This is a genomic window from Psychrobacter piechaudii (assembly GCF_900162825.1).
Classification (GTDB): Bacteria; Pseudomonadota; Gammaproteobacteria; order Pseudomonadales; family Moraxellaceae; genus Psychrobacter; species Psychrobacter piechaudii.
Map to the genome: position 1 here is coordinate 1 of NZ_FUGE01000104.1, position 15,347 is coordinate 15,347.

Genomic DNA, 15,347 nt, shown 5'->3' on the forward strand with positions numbered 1-15,347 from the left:
CCTTAGCCCGTCAGCTAAATATTCAAGACAATAGCATTACGCTCTTTGATAGAGCCTATTTCTCAGCAGACCTACTGATTAGTTGGCAACAAGCCCATCCAAACAGTCACTGGCTCATGCGGGCTAAAGATAATCTGCGTTACACTGTGATTAAAACCTTTAGTGAAGGGGACTACTTGATACAAATGCCCGTCTCTCCCCAGGCACAAAAGAAGAATCCAAACCTACCTGCTACTTGGCAAGCTCGATTAATTGAGTGTCGTTATGAGGGCAAGACAAGACGATACATCACCTCTTTAGTAGATGATAAACGCTTTACTAAGGATAAAATGGCACAGCTTTACTTGCAGCGCTGGGAGATCGAGATGGCTTTTAGGGAAATTAAGTCTGATTTACAGCAGGGGCTGTTGTTAAGAAGTAAGCTGCCACAGCTTGTATTACAAGAATTCTGGGGGCTTATGATTGCTTATAATCTAATAAGACGTTTGATGCGCTATATGGCCCTTAGAGCTAACGTTAGCCCTCTACGAATTAGCTTTCATATGGCGTCTATTACGATTGTTGATCTGTTACGGTTTGCGCCTTTACAGGCTGCAGGACTCTTTCCTAAGTTGTTAGATGCAGTTTTAGAGGAAGGAAAGTTGTTTGTTATTCCTGAACGTAGAAAGCGATCTTGCCCGAGGGTGGTTAAGGGGAAACCACAAAAATATCCCAAAAAAAATACCAGTCAGCCTTAACTGACTGGCATTAGCTTAGTAAGCGGTGTTTTAAAAACAATAGTATTAAAACTTTATAGCTGAGCTACTAGGTAGTCTGTTTAGCAAGGAGCCTCAGCATTGCTGCGACTGTAATACCACCAAGTCAGTACAATACAAACTAAGTAATAAGCAATCAAAGCTATGAAAGTTCCATAGACGCCAAGCCCTGAGCCAAACATTTTAGGAATAAAGAAAGCACCGTAAGCAGCAATAGCAGAAGTGAAGCCAACTACCGCAGCTGATTCTTTGCGGATCTCTACGAATAAAGGTTCTGTGCCCACTCTATCAGGATGTTCACGCTCTAAAACATTTTTAAAGATAACTGGAATCATACGGAAAGTTGAGCCATTACCAATACCTGTGGTAACAAACAACACCATAAAGGAAATCAAATAACCAATAAAGCTTCCTTCACGGGTCTCACTGGGTAAAAAGTACATCACTGCCCCTACCGCCAGTACCATAATGATATAGTTCCATAAAGTTACGCGAGCACCGCCTAGCTTATCAGCAATCCAGCCACCCGCCGGACGGAATAAAGCGCCTACTAAAGGACCTAAAAAAGCAAATTGTAAGGCATTAACATCAGGGAAGGCTTGCTTAATTAACATAGGGAATGCCGCAGAGAAGCCAATAAATGAACCAAAGGTAGCCATATAAAGCACACACATAATCCAGTTATGTTTGCGTTTAAAGATTACCGATTGATCTTTAAAGGAAGCTTTAGCCGAGGCGATGTCATTCATCAAGAACCAAGCGGCTAGTGAGACCAAGATAATAAAGGGCACCCATACAAAGCCGGCATTTTGAAGGTATAATTCTTTTCCACTAGCTGTTAGCTGCGGAGCACCGCCTAAAGCACCAAAAAATCCAAAGCCAATCACTAAAGGCACCACAAACTGTACGACTGATACCCCTAGATTACCTAACCCTGCATTTAGACCCAGTGCTGTTCCTTGTTTTTTTGCGGGATAAAAGAACGAAATATTTGACATAGATGAGGCAAAGTTACCGCCACCAAAACCACAAAGTAGAGCAATGATTACAAACACACTAAAGGGTGTGTCTGGATTTTGCACCGCAAAGCCCATCCAGACAGCCGGTATTAATAACGATGCTGTAGAAATAGCGGTCCAACGTCTGCCTCCAAATATAGGCACCATGAAGGAGTAAAAGATACGTAAAGTTGCCCCAGATAATCCTGGTAGTGCTGCCAACCAAAACAGTTGACCATCATCAAAGTCGAAGCCAATCTCTGGAAGGTTGACAATAACCGCACTCCAGACCATCCATACCGCAAAAGCAAGCAGTAGCGCTGGAATAGAGATCCATAGATTTCGGCTGGCAACTTGTTTACCGCCATTTTCCCAAAAATCTTCCATCTCTGGGCGCCAGTCGGTAATGACTCTGCCCCCTTTTAATTCTTCTTTTCGATTACTCATACTTACCTCGCTAAGTGATGTTAATTGGTAACACTCACGTATATTTGTCCGATAAGTAAAGGTACTGCACTATCCTATTATTTAGTATGGTTATAAGGGTTTAATCCCATGGCTTAAATAGGTAATTTGCAATAAATCCAATTAACTACTACTTTAGTAGTATGTCAAAGCTTCAATGGTCAATGCTAACTTATATTGCCTACTCATCTCTGCCATACTCCCTTCAACCCCTAAAGCCTTTAACTATGTCATCCAAACTGATTCCCAACACATTTATGGTGCGCACACCTCTAGTGATTGTGCTAGTTATCCTTTTATTTTTAGGATCAGCAATAACCAGTGGTTTTTTGGCATGGGCTGCGCAAAATGATGCCAAAGCCATCAACACTGCTGGCTCAATCAGAATGGCCACCTACCGTCTTAGCTTTTTATTGGCTTCAGATTTTAATAGCCCACAACAGATAGATGAGCTGATTAAGGATATGGATTATCGCAATAATCAATTACAAATTTATCAACAGCAGTGGGTGAATCAAAACCAACGTATAGACGATCAGTTAAATCGAATCGAGAGTCAATGGCAGCAACAGTTACAACCTTTGTTGTTAAATAAGGACGCACAAGGGTTTTATACTGCCTCCCTACCCTATATTCAGCAAGTAGATGCTGTAGTATCTCAGCTACAGTATCGCAACGAGCAACGGCAAAACCAACAACAGTTATTACAGCTTTTGCTACTAATACTCATGATGGGTATTATGTTCTGGGCAATAAAAGAACTTCGCAAAAAGGTATTAAAACCTATTAAACAACTGATGCAAGCTAAGGAGCAGTTCACAGCAGGTAAACTTGACACCCGAGTTTCGATAACGGGTTATAGTGAGTTTGAGGCCTTAGGGAACTCTTTTAATGATATGGTCAGTGCCATTGAACAAAGCCATCTGTATTTACAAAGTGAGATACAGTCTAAAACAGCTCATTTAACTAAGGCCAATCAAGTTCTGTCTTTACTCTATGATTTTGCTAAATACCTTACAACCACTCAGGTAAGTATTGTCGAACTGAATCGATTAATTGCAGATTTTGGCAAAATTATTCCCGAGCTAGAGTTTACTTTATGTCTTAAAAGTGAGCTATTTGATCACAAAGATGCCATTGCTATCCACAGTAGTACTTTAAGAGATTTATGTTCTACGCTTGACTGTGATAGTTGCTTAATCAGAACCAATGTTTATACTGAGTCTTTTGATATTCGTCATCAAAAATCTCAATATGGTGAATTGAGGGTGCGCCCAAAGTCGCTTGGTATAAGTTACCCTACATCAAGAGCGACTACAGCAGCTGAGATTTCAAATAGTCAGCTTGATCCCAATCGTATCCCCATAATAGAAGACAACTTTGCAAGCAGTGACCAAGATATTGCCGTCACTAAAGCGCTTATTTCTAGTAATAAAGACGCGATTATCGCTTTGACTAATTTAATAAGCACAGCCATGTTTTTATTGCAACAGCGTCAACAGGAACATCAAATTATTTTGCTTGAAGAGAGAGCAACCATTGCTCGAGAGCTGCATGACTCCCTGGCCCAATCTCTGTCTTACTTGAAGATTCAAGTGGCCATATTAGAAAAAAGACTACAGCACACACATTGCGATAGTCCTGATCTCATGCTGGTTACGGACTCTATATCTAATATCAAAGAAGGACTCAACTCTGCCTACCAGCATCTACGAGACCTATTGGTAACTTTCCGCCTAAGCTTAAACGATGACAGTTTTGATGAAGCTTTACACAATTCTGCAGATGAATTTGCTGAAAAAGGCGGGCTGAATGTTAGCGTTAATAATCAAGTTATGTCTTTAAACTTAAGTGCTTCCGAACAAGTGAATGTGATTCAGATTACCCGAGAAGCGTTATCCAATATCTGTCATCATGCCAAAGCGAAAAATGTGCAGATTAATTTTGTTTATGTTAACCAAAGTGATGATGTGCTGTTAACCATTAGCGATGATGGCCAAGGTATCTCTTACGACTTTGATCAGACTCATCATCATGGTCTGATGATTATGCAAGAGCGGGCAAAAAGCTTAGGGGGTAAGTTAGAAATCACCCAAAATGAACCTAAAGGCACGCTCGTCAAAGCTCAGTTTACTCCAGAGTTTTTTACCAAATAATCGAGCTTTATATTTTTAGGAGTTTAGTTTTCAGCCCCTATAGTTAGCTATCAATCCATTACTTTGAAATATTCTTACCCTTTGACTTTTATTACCTGCGAGTTTTTATGTCTTCTAAAGTTTATACTTCAGCCTCTCCTGCCAAGATTCTATTGGTAGATGACCATCCTATGTTGCGCCGCGGCATGAAAGATCTATTAAGTTTGGAATCAGACTTCAACGTCGTTGCTGATATTAGCAGTGGTGAGGAAGCTCTGGCTTATCTTAAAGATAACGAAGTTGATTTAGTAATCTTAGATCAAAATATGCCTGGTCTTAGCGGTTTAGAGACCGTAGAGCAGATTCGTAACCAGGGCAATCAAGCGAAAATCTTGATGTTTACGGTTTCTGACAGTGGAGATGATATCCACAATGCCTTAAAGCTTGGGGTCAATGGTTATCTTCTAAAAGATATGCAGCCGGAACAAGTGGCTTTAGATATTCGTAAAGCCTTACGGGGTGAGCTGGTGGTTAGCTCAAGACTGGCTGCAGTGCTGGCTCAAGCCTTACGCACCCCCAACTTAGATGATATCGTCAGTAATTTGACCAGTCGTGAGCTTCAAGTGGTCAAAATGATCGCTAAAGGACATAGTAATAAGATGATCGGTAATGAGCTGGGCATTTCTGAGTCCACCGTTAAGGTGCATGTAAAGCATATTTTAAATAAAACCAATCTACGTACTCGTGTTGATGTTGCCGTCTGGGCAGTCAATAGTTTAGAGTTATAGCTACAGCGCTATTCATTTTCTCTCAGCTAAAAAAAAGACACCTTATTAAGGTGTCTTTTTTAATTCACGCATCATTATATTAAGCTTACTTACCAAGCTCAGCCAAGCGATCTTGTTCTGCCAACTTGATATCAACAGAAGACATTTTGTACTCATCACCGAAGGCATCATCAGGCTCTTCTAGCCACAAGAAACAAACCAACCAAGCTACGAAGGCACCACCAGCAATGATGTAGAAGAACATATTAGGATCTACTAAAGTATAAACAAATAAGTAGAACACAGCCCCGACGTTGCCGTAAGCCCCTGCCATACCGGAGATTTGACCTGTCAAACGACGCTTAATCGAAGGAATAATACCGAAGGTTGCCCCTTCTGCACCCTGTACGAAAACAGAACAACCGATAGTAAACACCACAGCAATAAATAAGGGCCAACTGGCATTAAGCAAGCCCATTAAAGCAAAGCCGATGCCAATACCAAACATATAGACCAGCATTACTAAACGGCGATTACCGATTTTATCTGAAATATAGCCACCTAAAGGACGCGCCCACAAGTTCACAAAAGCGAAAGTAGAAGCAATTAATCCAGCTGCAGTAGGGTCTAGCTTCCAGGTAGTAGCAAAGAACATTGGCAGCATGGATACCACCGCAAGCTCTGCTCCAAAGTTGGCGAAATAAGAGACGTTTAACGCTGCTACCGACTTAAATGGATATTTGTCATCCTCAGGAATACCTGCTTTGAGCATAGGAATGTTGACACTCAAAGCTTTATAAATTTGATAAACCACCACTATGGCTATCACTGCATAACAGATTATGGCACCTGTCTGGGTTAAAAACCCCATGTCTTGGGTGCGATAAACCAAGACTCCAAGCACGCCATATAGCGGAATGGTAAATAGACAGTATAACCACAGATCTCGCCAGCTTGATACCTCTAAAGCCCCTGCTTTTCTAGATCTTTTGTGAGTGTCAGCTGTTGGTCCATCGGTAATCAAGAACCAGTACGCTACCCCATATAGTGCCATTAACAGGCCCGATAAGGCTATCGCCCAGCGCCATCCATCGGGACCCCCAAAGAATTGTAACGCTACTGTAGGAATAGTAATAGCGGCAGCAGCCGAACCAAAGTTACCCCAACCAGCATAAAACCCTTCAGCGAAACCAATGTCTTTAGGTTTGAACCAAAGTGCAGTCATGTGAATACCGACTACGAAACCTGCCCCTACTATTGACATGAATAGCCGCGATACAAACAATTGCATCGCACTGGTCCCAAAAGCAAAGAACCAGGTAGGTATTGCCATCACTACCATCAACACTGAAAACACGCGACGTGGCCCAAATCTATCTAACGCCATCCCAACCACAACTCGGCCAGGGATGGTCAATGCCACGTTGGCAATTAAAAACAGCTTAATATGGTCTGGCGTCAAATAACTTTCAGCCTCAAGCATAGAGGTTGCCAGTGGCGCCATGTTAAACCAAACGTAGAAGGTTAGAAAAAAAGCAATCCAGGTATAATGCAGCGCTCTAATATCACGGCGCTCAATTTCAAGCAGCTCCTTGGCATGCATGATAAATCTCCTGTGCAATAAAAAAGTAGGCGAAGCTTAAAGTGAATAATCCCTAAGTCACACCTACCTATAATTGCCTTCAATATACCAAGTCCCACAGTCTGTCACTATTAAGCAAAAGCAGTATACAAGGTTAATTCCCTACTCCCTTTGGGTGATAGAAAATAAGCCATTAGCCTCTAATTTGTTAATAGTAATGATTATCATTTACTTTTTTAGTATATGCGCGTATCATAGCCAACAATTGATTGACACACTCGAGGCTTGCCTCGTTTTTTGGTTTATAAAAACTAAGTTAACTACTCAACAAATATTTATTTTTAAATTATGGAACGCGAGTATTTTTATGATTAACTCTTTTTCTACTAGCCGTTTAGCAAACCCTTTGTCCTCGAAAGCCCGTTTAGTCCTACTTACCTTTATGGTCAGTGGTGCCCTTCTAGGCTGTTCACCTCAAGAGGCTGATTCTCACAGTAATTCAGCCGACACTCAGGCAAGCTCCAGCTTTACTGAGAACAATAATCAGGCTCAAGATAACAGCTCTCAACAAGTAGCCATCAACACTGCTCGCGGTGAAGTAAGCTTGCCGGTCAACCCAGCTCCCCTAGCAGTGTATGACATGACCTTGATGCAAGATTTAGCCGCCCTAGAAGTACCTGTTGCCGGCCTGCCTGACAACTTACATTTAGACAATTTAAAAGCGGCAGGCGCTCCAGAAAGTAAAAATATCGGTACTTTATTTGAGCCTGATATGGAAGCCCTTAATCAAATGCAGCCGAAAGCCATTTTAGTCGGCTCACGTATGGCAGAAAAATATGATGCGCTTAGCAAAATGGCACCAACTTTAGACCTTACCTTAGATACCGAAAATATCTACGAGTCTAGCAAACAGCGTTTAGCCGATTTAGGCAAGCTATTTAATAAAGCTGATAAAGCGGCCCAGCTACAACAAGATATTGATCAAGCCATCGAGCAAGCCAAAGCCGCCAGTGCTGGTAAAGGTAATGGTCTGGTTGTTTTAGTCAATGGCAATAAAATCTCAGCCTATGGCGAAAAATCTCGCTTTGGCTTTTTGCACACTGTCTTTGGCATCCCTGCGGCTGATACTCAGATTGAAGAAGGTCAACATGGCCAGCCCGTATCCTTTGAATACTTACAAAAAGTCGATCCCGACTGGTTATTTGTATTAGATAGAAGCTCAGCTATCGGCGAGGAAGGCGTGGGTGCAGATGCGGTATTAGATAACCCATTAATGCATCAAACCAAAGCTTGGAAAAACAAACACATTGTCTACCTAAGTCCAGACTCATACCTAGCTTTCGGTGGTTATTATCAATGGTTAAAAGATGCCGAAATTATCACTGACGCTTTTAATAAAGCCGAAAAAGTTGAGAGCGCTCAATAAACGAACGCTTATCCCCTACTTATTACAGTAAAAATAAAGACGGTTATGTTTGATTCTTCTGCCAAACCCAAAGCTCGACCTATACTGCTATCGCCTATGCTGCTAAACACTTTAAGTGTGCTGCTATTGGTGGCCTTAATCTTGCTAAGCTTATCGCTAGGTGTGGCAGATTTTTCATGGCAAGGGCTGTGGCAAGCGTTGACTCAGCAATCCGTTAGTAACGACCTGCAGCTATTGCTGGTGAGTCGCCTACCGCGCACGCTGGCCATTATCTTGACCGGTGCCTCTCTAGCAGTGGCAGGGATGATTCTACAAGTGGTGTTAAAAAACCGCTTCGTCGATCCCTCTATGGTGGGTGCCACTCAAAGTGCAGGCCTGGGCTTACTTTTGGTGAGCTTGTATTTGCCCACAAGTAGCCTATTTAGCAAGATGTTAATTGCCACCTTGTGCGCTATTGCTGGCATGGTACTGTTTATGCGTCTGATTAAGCACCTGCCTGCCACAGATATCTTAATGGTGCCTTTAGTGGGCATTGTTTTTGGCGGTATTATTGAAGCGGTCACCACCTTTATTGCCTATGAGACAGAATCTTTACAGATGCTGTCAGTATGGCGTTTTGGGGATTTTTCCACCATTTTGGCAGGTCGTTATGAGCTGTTGTATGCGACCGGTGCTTTGGCACTGGTGGCTTACTTTTTGGCCGACAAACTAACCATTGTGGGATTAGGCGATGCCATTGCTATTAACTTAGGAGTGAACCAGCGCTTGATGACCTGGTTTGTGATATTGACCGTAGCGATGATTAGCGCCGTGGTAGTGGTCACCGTAGGCGCCATACCCTTTGTCGGACTGGTAGTGCCGAATATTATCAGCCGCTTAATGGGCGACAGTCTACGCCGATGCTTGCCTGCAGTGGCATTATTTGGCTCAAGCTTGGTGTTACTGTGCGACGTTATTGGCCGCAGCATTCGTTATCCTTTTGAAGTACCGGTAGCGACCGTATTTGGGGTTATTGGGGCAGCAATATTTTTATGGCTGTTATTACGTAAACCTCGCAAACCCAAACCTCGTAAACTTGAAGTTAACCCGTCTGCCCCAGCGTAAGCTCACTATAGCAGCCTTTAAGTCTTATCTTTTATTTACCCTTTTTGCCAGCTAAGCTTATTATGAATTCACCCAAGCAAGCATCAGTCACATCAATATCCAAGTCCTCGAGCACTATTAAGGACTATACAGGCTCGCCGTTAGCGCCTTCAAATAAGCAAACTTCGGAAAACCCACTGACCACTCGCTCTGCCCAGTCGCGTATCGATCCAGGCTTGGTGTTTAGTAAACCGGTATGGATTGCTTTGCTGACTTTACTGATTAGCTGCGTGCTGTTTATGACCTTACAGGTCAATGGTAACTGGGACTTTGTGTTGCCGTTTCGGGGGCAAAAGCTGGCAGCACTTATGATTGTGGGTTATTGCATTGGAGTTTCTACGCTGCTGTTTCAGAGCCTCACCCACAACCCTATTTTAACCCCCGCCTTACTAGGCTTTGACTCGTTATATATTCTCATCCAAAGCCTCCTGGTGTTCTTTTTGGGTGCGGTTAATATGTTTACCAATCAGCCGTTACTAAAGTTTGGCATTGAAGTGGCGCTGATGGTAGCCGCCTCTTTATTACTGTTTCGGCTATTATTTAATCGTACTGAGCACTCTTTATCTCGGCTAATTTTAGTAGGCATTATCTTTGGGGTATTGTTTAGAAGCTTATCAAATTTAGTGGCACGCCTAATTAACCCCGAAGACTTCGTAGTGATACAAGCAGCCAGCTTTGCTCAATTTAATATCACCAACCTACATATGATGTGGCTGAGCCTAGCCATCTGTATTGTCAGTGCTTGGCTTGTTTGGCATTGGCGCTTTCAAATCGATGTGCTGATGCTGGGCCGTGCTGACGCCATTGGTCTTGGCATTGATTACCAAGGCCTAACCCTGCGTTTATTAGTAGTCATCTCAGTATTGGTCGCTACCGCAACCGCTTTTGTCGGTCCCATTGTATTTTTGGGATTATTGGTATGCGCTTTGACCAACCGCATCAGCCACAGTATGTATCACAGCGAGCGCATCGTCTTGGTCAGCTTAGTATCCATGATTACTTTGGTGTTGGGCCAGACTTTGTTTGAGAGGGTGCTGGGTATGGCGGGTGTGCTTTCAGTGGTGATTGAACTTCTCGGCGGTATGGTATTTATCGGCCTGATATTAAAACAATATCGTAAGCAACTGGTTTAGGTAACAAATAAGGCAGTTAAGCTGCTTATTTAAAACTTACTATTATAACCCCCTAATTTTCACCCTATTTTATCTCTAGTAGCTGACTACCTTTATGATTACCATTAATAATGTAAGCCATCACATCGATCACTCCCCTATCTTAAACAATATCAGTTTAAGCTTAGAAGATGCCCAAGTGATTGCATTAATTGGGCCCAATGGAGCGGGTAAATCCACTTTATTCAGTGTCATGTCGCGACTGCAACCCTTGCAAAGTGGTTCGGTTCAGTTTGGTGAGTATGACATTGCACATACCGACAGCAAGGTTATGGCTAAGACAGTGGCCATATTGGCTCAAAACAATCAGTTACAAGGCCGTCTGCGCGTGGAAGAGCTATTGATGTTCGGCCGTTACCCCTATCATCAAGGCCGGCCCACCCCAGCGGATCACCAGAAAGTGGCTGAGGTTATCCAAAAGTTCGAATTACAGGATATGGCGGATCGCTATTTATCTACCTTATCCGGTGGGCAACAGCAGCGGGTACTTATTGCTATGATTGTCTGCCAGGATACCCCTTACTTACTACTTGATGAGCCACTTAATAACTTAGATATGTACCACTCAGGTCAGCTGATGCGTGCCCTACGCAGCTTAGCGCATGAACAAAAAAAGACCGTGGTCATTGTGCTGCACGACATTAACCAAGCAGCACAATTTGCTGATACAGTGGTGATGATGAAAGCCGGTCAAGTTATCCAAACCGGCCATCCTATTGAAGTGCTTACCCAAGAGACCATCCAAGATTTGTATGGAGTGAAAGCCACTGTGATTGAGCATAAGGGCTATCCGGTTATTATTGATAGCCGGGTTTAGCATATTCGCTTAAACCTCCTTACCTCTCACCCCACAGAACTTGAAAACAAGTTAAGCACCACAACGCCGGTCACAATCAGGCCAATGCCTATTACTGCCGGCATATCAATACTCTGTTTAAATACCAGCAGGCCAATCAAAGCCGTTAGTACAATTCCCACCCCGCCCCACATCGCATAAGCAATACCAAGCGGAATGCCTCTTAATGACTTAGTCAAAAAATAAAAAGAAAAGGCATACAGCACTACCGTCGCTAGCGTTGGACCTACCTTAGTAAACTCTTCGGACTTAACTAAAAAAGTTGTGCCTATAACTTCAAAAAGGATGGCGCCTGCTAAAAAGCTATAAGCAATAAGGGTTGGAGACATAGATATTCTGACCTAATAAAAAAAGACACACCCTAGGGGTAATGCCAGTCAGTTAAGAGATTTTATAGCGAAATTCTGAAATTCGTTTTTTCTAGAAACCCCTGTTTATGGAGTTCTCTGGTTTTAAAAAACCATATCTCCGCTAAGTCTCTTGTTTAACTGACTGGCATTACACCTTAGGGGGAAGAATCCTTGTATGTTAAAAACAGATAATAATACGATTGATTAAAAATAAATAGAATTAACTTCAATATATTTAATAAATCATCAGGTTAAAATTAATCTATTTTACCAAACATGAATTATAGACTTTAATAGAACTAAGCAGGAAAGCGAAAGTTATAAAATAGCTAATATATTAAGCTCTAACGGCTTAATAATAATTATCCCACACCTCATTTCAAGGAGACCGCAATGAGTGATAAAAAATGCCCATACGCCCCCACAAAGCTGACTATGAACAATGGCGCACCCGTCGCTAATAACCAAAACAGCTTAACAGTTGGTCCTCGTGGCCCCTTACTGGCTCAAGATCTTTGGTTGAACGAGAAACTGGGTAACTTTGTACGTGAAGTCATTCCAGAGCGCCGCATGCACGCCAAAGGTTCTGGTGCCTTCGGTACCTTTACAGTCACCAATGACATTACCAAATATACCCGTGCTAAGATTTTTAGCGAAGTGGGTAAAAAGACTGAAATGTTTGCCCGCTTCAGTACTGTAGCTGGTGAGCGCGGTGCAGCAGATGCTGAGCGTGACATCCGCGGCTTTGCCTTGAAGTTTTATACTGAGGAAGGTAACTGGGACTTAGTGGGTAACAACACGCCCGTTTTCTTCTTACGTGATCCTCGTAAATTCCCTGACTTAAACAAAGCTGTAAAGCGTGATCCTCGCACTAACATGCGCTCAGCCACTAATAATTGGGATTTCTGGACACTTTTACCTGAGGCATTTCACCAAGTAACCATTGTCATGAGTGATCGTGGTATCCCCGCGTCATACCGTCATATGCATGGCTTTGGCTCACACACTTATAGTTTCTGGAACGAAGAAGGTGAGCGCTTCTGGGTGAAATTCCACATGCGCACGCAACAAGGTATCAAAAACCTAACAGATGCTGAAGCTGCTGAAATAGTAGGTATGGACCGGGAAAGCAACCAAAGAGACTTATTCGAGTCTATCGAAAAAGGCGACTTCCCAAAATGGAAGATGTACGTTCAAATTATGCCTGAAGAAGAAGCTGAAAAAGTCCCTTACCATCCGTTTGATTTAACCAAAGTTTGGCCAAAAGGTGATTATCCTTTAATTGAAGTGGGTGAATTCGAGCTTAATAAGAACTCAGACAACTACTTCTTAGATGTAGAGCAAGCAGCTTTTGCACCAAGTAACCTTGTCCCAGGTATTGGTGTATCTCCAGATAGAATGCTGCAAAACCGCCTAATTAACTATGCTGATGCACAGCGCTACCGTGTGGGCGTTAACAGTCATCAAATCCCAGTTAATCAGCCACGTTGTCCGTATTCAAGCAACCAACGTGATGGTTTAGGCCGTGCTGATGACAACTATGGAGGTCGTCCACATTATGAGCCCAATAGCTTCCATCAGTGGCAAGAGCAGCCTGAGTACGCAGAGCCGCCTTTAAAAATCAACGGTGACGCAGCTCATTGGGATTTCCGTAAAGACGATGATGACTACTTCAGCCAGCCTCGCGCTTTATTTAACTTAATGAGTGATGAGCAAAAGCAGACTTTATTTGATAATACCGCCCGTGATATTGAGCCAACTCCAGACTTTATCAAGTATCGTCATATTCGTAACTGCTACTGGTGTGACCCTGCCTACGGTGAAGGCGTAGCCAAAGCCATTGGCTTAACTGTAGGGGACGCATTAGCCGCTCGCGAAACAGATCCTGCGCGTCATTTAGACAGCTTACTGTAAGACTGTCAACAATATAGCTATAGGATAAATAGATTTTTATTAATTTTAGAAGCTAACTCTAAAAGGCACCTTAGGTTCAACCTAGGATGCCTTGCTTATTTAAAGCAAGCGTTTTGATAGCGACTTAAGAGTAAAGGTCACTTACTTTCCATAGTAACAGCAGCTGACGTTAGAAATTGAGTGACGTATAATAGTTATTTTAAACAATAAAACTTTCGATCCTAAGCGTTAACAGCTAAGTCCAACAACATTGATTTTACTAAAAAAGGCTCATATGGCATCGCTTGAACTATATTTTGAACCCATGCTTACTTCTAGACAGCGCCTACTGTGTCGCATGTTTTGGAAAAAATGCAAAATTGAACAATTTGACGATATCGTAAAGCAAATAAACTATTTACAAGAGTGTTTTGAGCTACCAGACCCATCCGAAGTGTTTGCCATACTAGATTACTGTTATGTCTATGATAACCGCTATCAGTGTCAAGTCTGTCGACAGCTAAGAAGAATTAACTCTCCCCTTGAGCTAAAGCAAACCATTGAAACCCCCTGGCGCTGTAAATCCTGTTTATTATTGACCGCCTAGCGGATGACAGACCTCGCCTACTTCTATTTTACTAGATTTGTGTTATTGCTCACCATTGCCCTTTATCTCTATCTATTAACATTTCATATCTTTTGATAACAGACCCAGAGCCCTTTAGTCGGCATAATATTGTTACCTTTCTAATTTTGTTTCATCCCCATAAATTGTGTTAAACACTTTTTATCGTCTTATAGTTTTACACATACTTATAACTAGGAACTAAAAAATGTCTCATAAAATTATAGATTTAGGTTCAGGATTCTGGAATATACGTGGCTCTTTTAAAATTGGTGGTCTTATAGACATTGGCACTCAGTGCTCTTTGGTCAAACTTGAGTCTGGGAAATTTATATTTTTAGACAGCTATACTTTGACCGATGATGTACGCGACCAAGTAATGAGCTTGACCAATAATGCTGAGGACGTAGAAGCTATTTTAAACTTACATCCTTTCCATACCATTCACTGCGCTCAAATGGCTAAGGACTTTCCAAATGCCATTAATTATGGCAGTAAACGTCATAAACAGCAGGTTCCAGAAGTGACTTGGGCTGAAGATTTGGTAGAGAGTAAAGCCGTAGCAGAACGCTATCCTGAGTTAGAGTTTTCACTGCCTAAAGGTATTCACTATATCTCACCCAACGAAATGATACATGCCAGCTCACTACTTGCGTATCATCCTGCCAGCCGCAGCCTACATGTCGATGACACCTTTGTTACCCCGCCTGCTAAGATTCTAAAAGCAGTTTTACCAGAGTTAGGGCTACATCCCACCACCAAGAAAGCCTTAACCGACCATCCTACTGCAGGTCAAGACTACTGTGATTGGGCAGAATCTATTGCCGAGAAATGGCAAGATACCCGCAACTTCTGTGCAGCTCACTCAGATTTAGTACAATTTGAAGCCGGTGAGTTTAAAGCAGCTTTATTAAAAGCAGTAGAAAAAGCAAGACCTAAACTTGAAAATGCTTAAGGTAATTAGCCCTGCCAGACTTTAATCCTCTGGGTTTGATAGTAGTGTCTGGCGCTATGCTATAACATCTGTGCTTTATGACAGGTTTATAACCTCTAGTTATCTATAAATTAGAGGAATACCCATATATAGTCATAGCCCTTAAAAACAGTCACACAGCCAAAGAAAATAGAAGAATAACGTATCGATACAATCTATTCCCCAATCTTGACGCTTTTTCTTAAC

Annotated in this window: 13 protein-coding genes; 10 read left to right on the forward strand and 3 right to left on the reverse strand. The window is 42.3% G+C overall.

What is annotated here, in order from left to right:
* A partial coding sequence (locus A1019T_RS05035; protein WP_077450701.1) for an IS4 family transposase occupies positions 1-737 on the forward strand: 737 nt, incomplete at its 5' end.
* Between the two features lie 80 nt (positions 738-817).
* Here the strand turns inward: A1019T_RS05035 and A1019T_RS05040 are convergent.
* Complete coding sequence (locus tag A1019T_RS05040) at positions 818-2,200, reverse strand: NarK family nitrate/nitrite MFS transporter (protein ID WP_077450702.1); 1,383 nt, start codon at positions 2,198-2,200, stop codon at positions 818-820.
* 245 nt (positions 2,201-2,445) lie between these two features.
* Here A1019T_RS05040 and A1019T_RS05045 point away from each other — a divergent pair, with 245 nt between their 5' ends.
* Both A1019T_RS05045 and narL read left to right on the forward strand, forming a co-directional pair.
* On the forward strand, positions 2,446-4,374 hold the full coding sequence (locus tag A1019T_RS05045; protein ID WP_077450703.1) for a histidine kinase: 1,929 nt from the start codon (positions 2,446-2,448) through the stop codon (positions 4,372-4,374).
* A 107-nt stretch (positions 4,375-4,481) separates the two neighbouring features.
* Positions 4,482-5,141: a two-component system response regulator NarL gene (narL, locus tag A1019T_RS05050; RefSeq protein ID WP_077450704.1), complete on the forward strand. Its 660-nt coding sequence runs from the start codon at positions 4,482-4,484 to the stop codon at positions 5,139-5,141.
* 85 nt (positions 5,142-5,226) lie between these two features.
* Here the strand turns inward: narL and A1019T_RS05055 are convergent, their stop codons facing one another.
* A complete protein-coding gene (locus A1019T_RS05055) occupies positions 5,227-6,723 on the reverse strand; it encodes an MFS transporter (protein WP_077450705.1) in 1,497 nt (498 codons plus the stop codon).
* Between the two features lie 346 nt (positions 6,724-7,069).
* Here A1019T_RS05055 and A1019T_RS05060 point away from each other — a divergent pair, with 346 nt between their 5' ends.
* The 4 genes from A1019T_RS05060 to A1019T_RS05075 all read left to right on the forward strand — a co-directional run bounded on the left by A1019T_RS05060 (position 7,070) and on the right by A1019T_RS05075 (position 11,260).
* Positions 7,070-8,128 carry a siderophore ABC transporter substrate-binding protein gene (locus tag A1019T_RS05060; RefSeq protein ID WP_077450706.1) on the forward strand — a complete coding sequence of 353 codons (1,059 nt, stop codon included), beginning with the start codon at positions 7,070-7,072 and terminating at the stop codon, positions 8,126-8,128.
* A 45-nt stretch (positions 8,129-8,173) separates the two neighbouring features.
* Positions 8,174-9,232, forward strand: coding sequence for an ABC transporter permease (locus A1019T_RS05065; RefSeq protein WP_077450707.1), 1,059 nt, complete (start codon positions 8,174-8,176; stop codon positions 9,230-9,232).
* 62 nt (positions 9,233-9,294) lie between these two features.
* On the forward strand, positions 9,295-10,404 hold the full coding sequence (locus A1019T_RS05070) for an iron chelate uptake ABC transporter family permease subunit (protein WP_095532569.1): 1,110 nt from the start codon (positions 9,295-9,297) through the stop codon (positions 10,402-10,404).
* Between the two features lie 94 nt (positions 10,405-10,498).
* Positions 10,499-11,260, forward strand: a complete 762-nt coding sequence (locus tag A1019T_RS05075) for an iron ABC transporter ATP-binding protein (protein WP_077450708.1) — start codon at positions 10,499-10,501, stop codon at positions 11,258-11,260.
* Between the two features lie 26 nt (positions 11,261-11,286).
* Here the strand turns inward: A1019T_RS05075 and A1019T_RS05080 are convergent, their stop codons facing one another.
* Complete coding sequence (locus A1019T_RS05080; RefSeq protein WP_077450709.1) at positions 11,287-11,628, reverse strand: DMT family transporter; 342 nt, start codon at positions 11,626-11,628, stop codon at positions 11,287-11,289.
* A gap of 414 nt (positions 11,629-12,042) precedes the next feature.
* Here A1019T_RS05080 and A1019T_RS05085 point away from each other — a divergent pair, with 414 nt between their 5' ends.
* The 3 genes from A1019T_RS05085 to A1019T_RS05095 all read left to right on the forward strand — a co-directional run bounded on the left by A1019T_RS05085 (position 12,043) and on the right by A1019T_RS05095 (position 15,122).
* A complete protein-coding gene (locus A1019T_RS05085; protein ID WP_077450710.1) occupies positions 12,043-13,563 on the forward strand; it encodes a catalase in 1,521 nt (506 codons plus the stop codon).
* A 274-nt stretch (positions 13,564-13,837) separates the two neighbouring features.
* Positions 13,838-14,149, forward strand: a complete 312-nt coding sequence (locus A1019T_RS05090) for a hypothetical protein (RefSeq protein WP_077450711.1) — start codon at positions 13,838-13,840, stop codon at positions 14,147-14,149.
* A 226-nt stretch (positions 14,150-14,375) separates the two neighbouring features.
* Positions 14,376-15,122 carry a hypothetical protein gene (locus A1019T_RS05095; RefSeq protein ID WP_077450712.1) on the forward strand — a complete coding sequence of 249 codons (747 nt, stop codon included), beginning with the start codon at positions 14,376-14,378 and terminating at the stop codon, positions 15,120-15,122.
* Positions 15,123-15,347: the final 225 nt, after the last annotated feature.

What these genes read in the sequence shown, in the direction of transcription:
- A1019T_RS05060 (WP_077450706.1), top strand. Translation starts at nt 7,070, where the DNA reads ATGATTAACTCTTTTTCTACTAGCCGTTTAGCAAACCCTTTGTCCTCG.
- A1019T_RS05055 (WP_077450705.1), bottom strand. Translation starts at nt 6,723, where the DNA reads ATGCATGCCAAGGAGCTGCTTGAAATTGAGCGCCGTGATATTAGAGCG.
- narL (WP_077450704.1), top strand. Translation starts at nt 4,482, where the DNA reads ATGTCTTCTAAAGTTTATACTTCAGCCTCTCCTGCCAAGATTCTATTG.
- A1019T_RS05065 (WP_077450707.1), top strand. Translation starts at nt 8,174, where the DNA reads ATGTTTGATTCTTCTGCCAAACCCAAAGCTCGACCTATACTGCTATCG.
- A1019T_RS05095 (WP_077450712.1), top strand. Translation starts at nt 14,376, where the DNA reads ATGTCTCATAAAATTATAGATTTAGGTTCAGGATTCTGGAATATACGT.
- A1019T_RS05080 (WP_077450709.1), bottom strand. Translation starts at nt 11,628, where the DNA reads ATGTCTCCAACCCTTATTGCTTATAGCTTTTTAGCAGGCGCCATCCTT.
- A1019T_RS05040 (WP_077450702.1), bottom strand. Translation starts at nt 2,200, where the DNA reads ATGAGTAATCGAAAAGAAGAATTAAAAGGGGGCAGAGTCATTACCGAC.
- A1019T_RS05045 (WP_077450703.1), top strand. Translation starts at nt 2,446, where the DNA reads ATGTCATCCAAACTGATTCCCAACACATTTATGGTGCGCACACCTCTA.
- A1019T_RS05085 (WP_077450710.1), top strand. Translation starts at nt 12,043, where the DNA reads ATGAGTGATAAAAAATGCCCATACGCCCCCACAAAGCTGACTATGAAC.
- A1019T_RS05090 (WP_077450711.1), top strand. Translation starts at nt 13,838, where the DNA reads ATGGCATCGCTTGAACTATATTTTGAACCCATGCTTACTTCTAGACAG.
- A1019T_RS05075 (WP_077450708.1), top strand. Translation starts at nt 10,499, where the DNA reads ATGATTACCATTAATAATGTAAGCCATCACATCGATCACTCCCCTATC.
- A1019T_RS05070 (WP_095532569.1), top strand. Translation starts at nt 9,295, where the DNA reads ATGAATTCACCCAAGCAAGCATCAGTCACATCAATATCCAAGTCCTCG.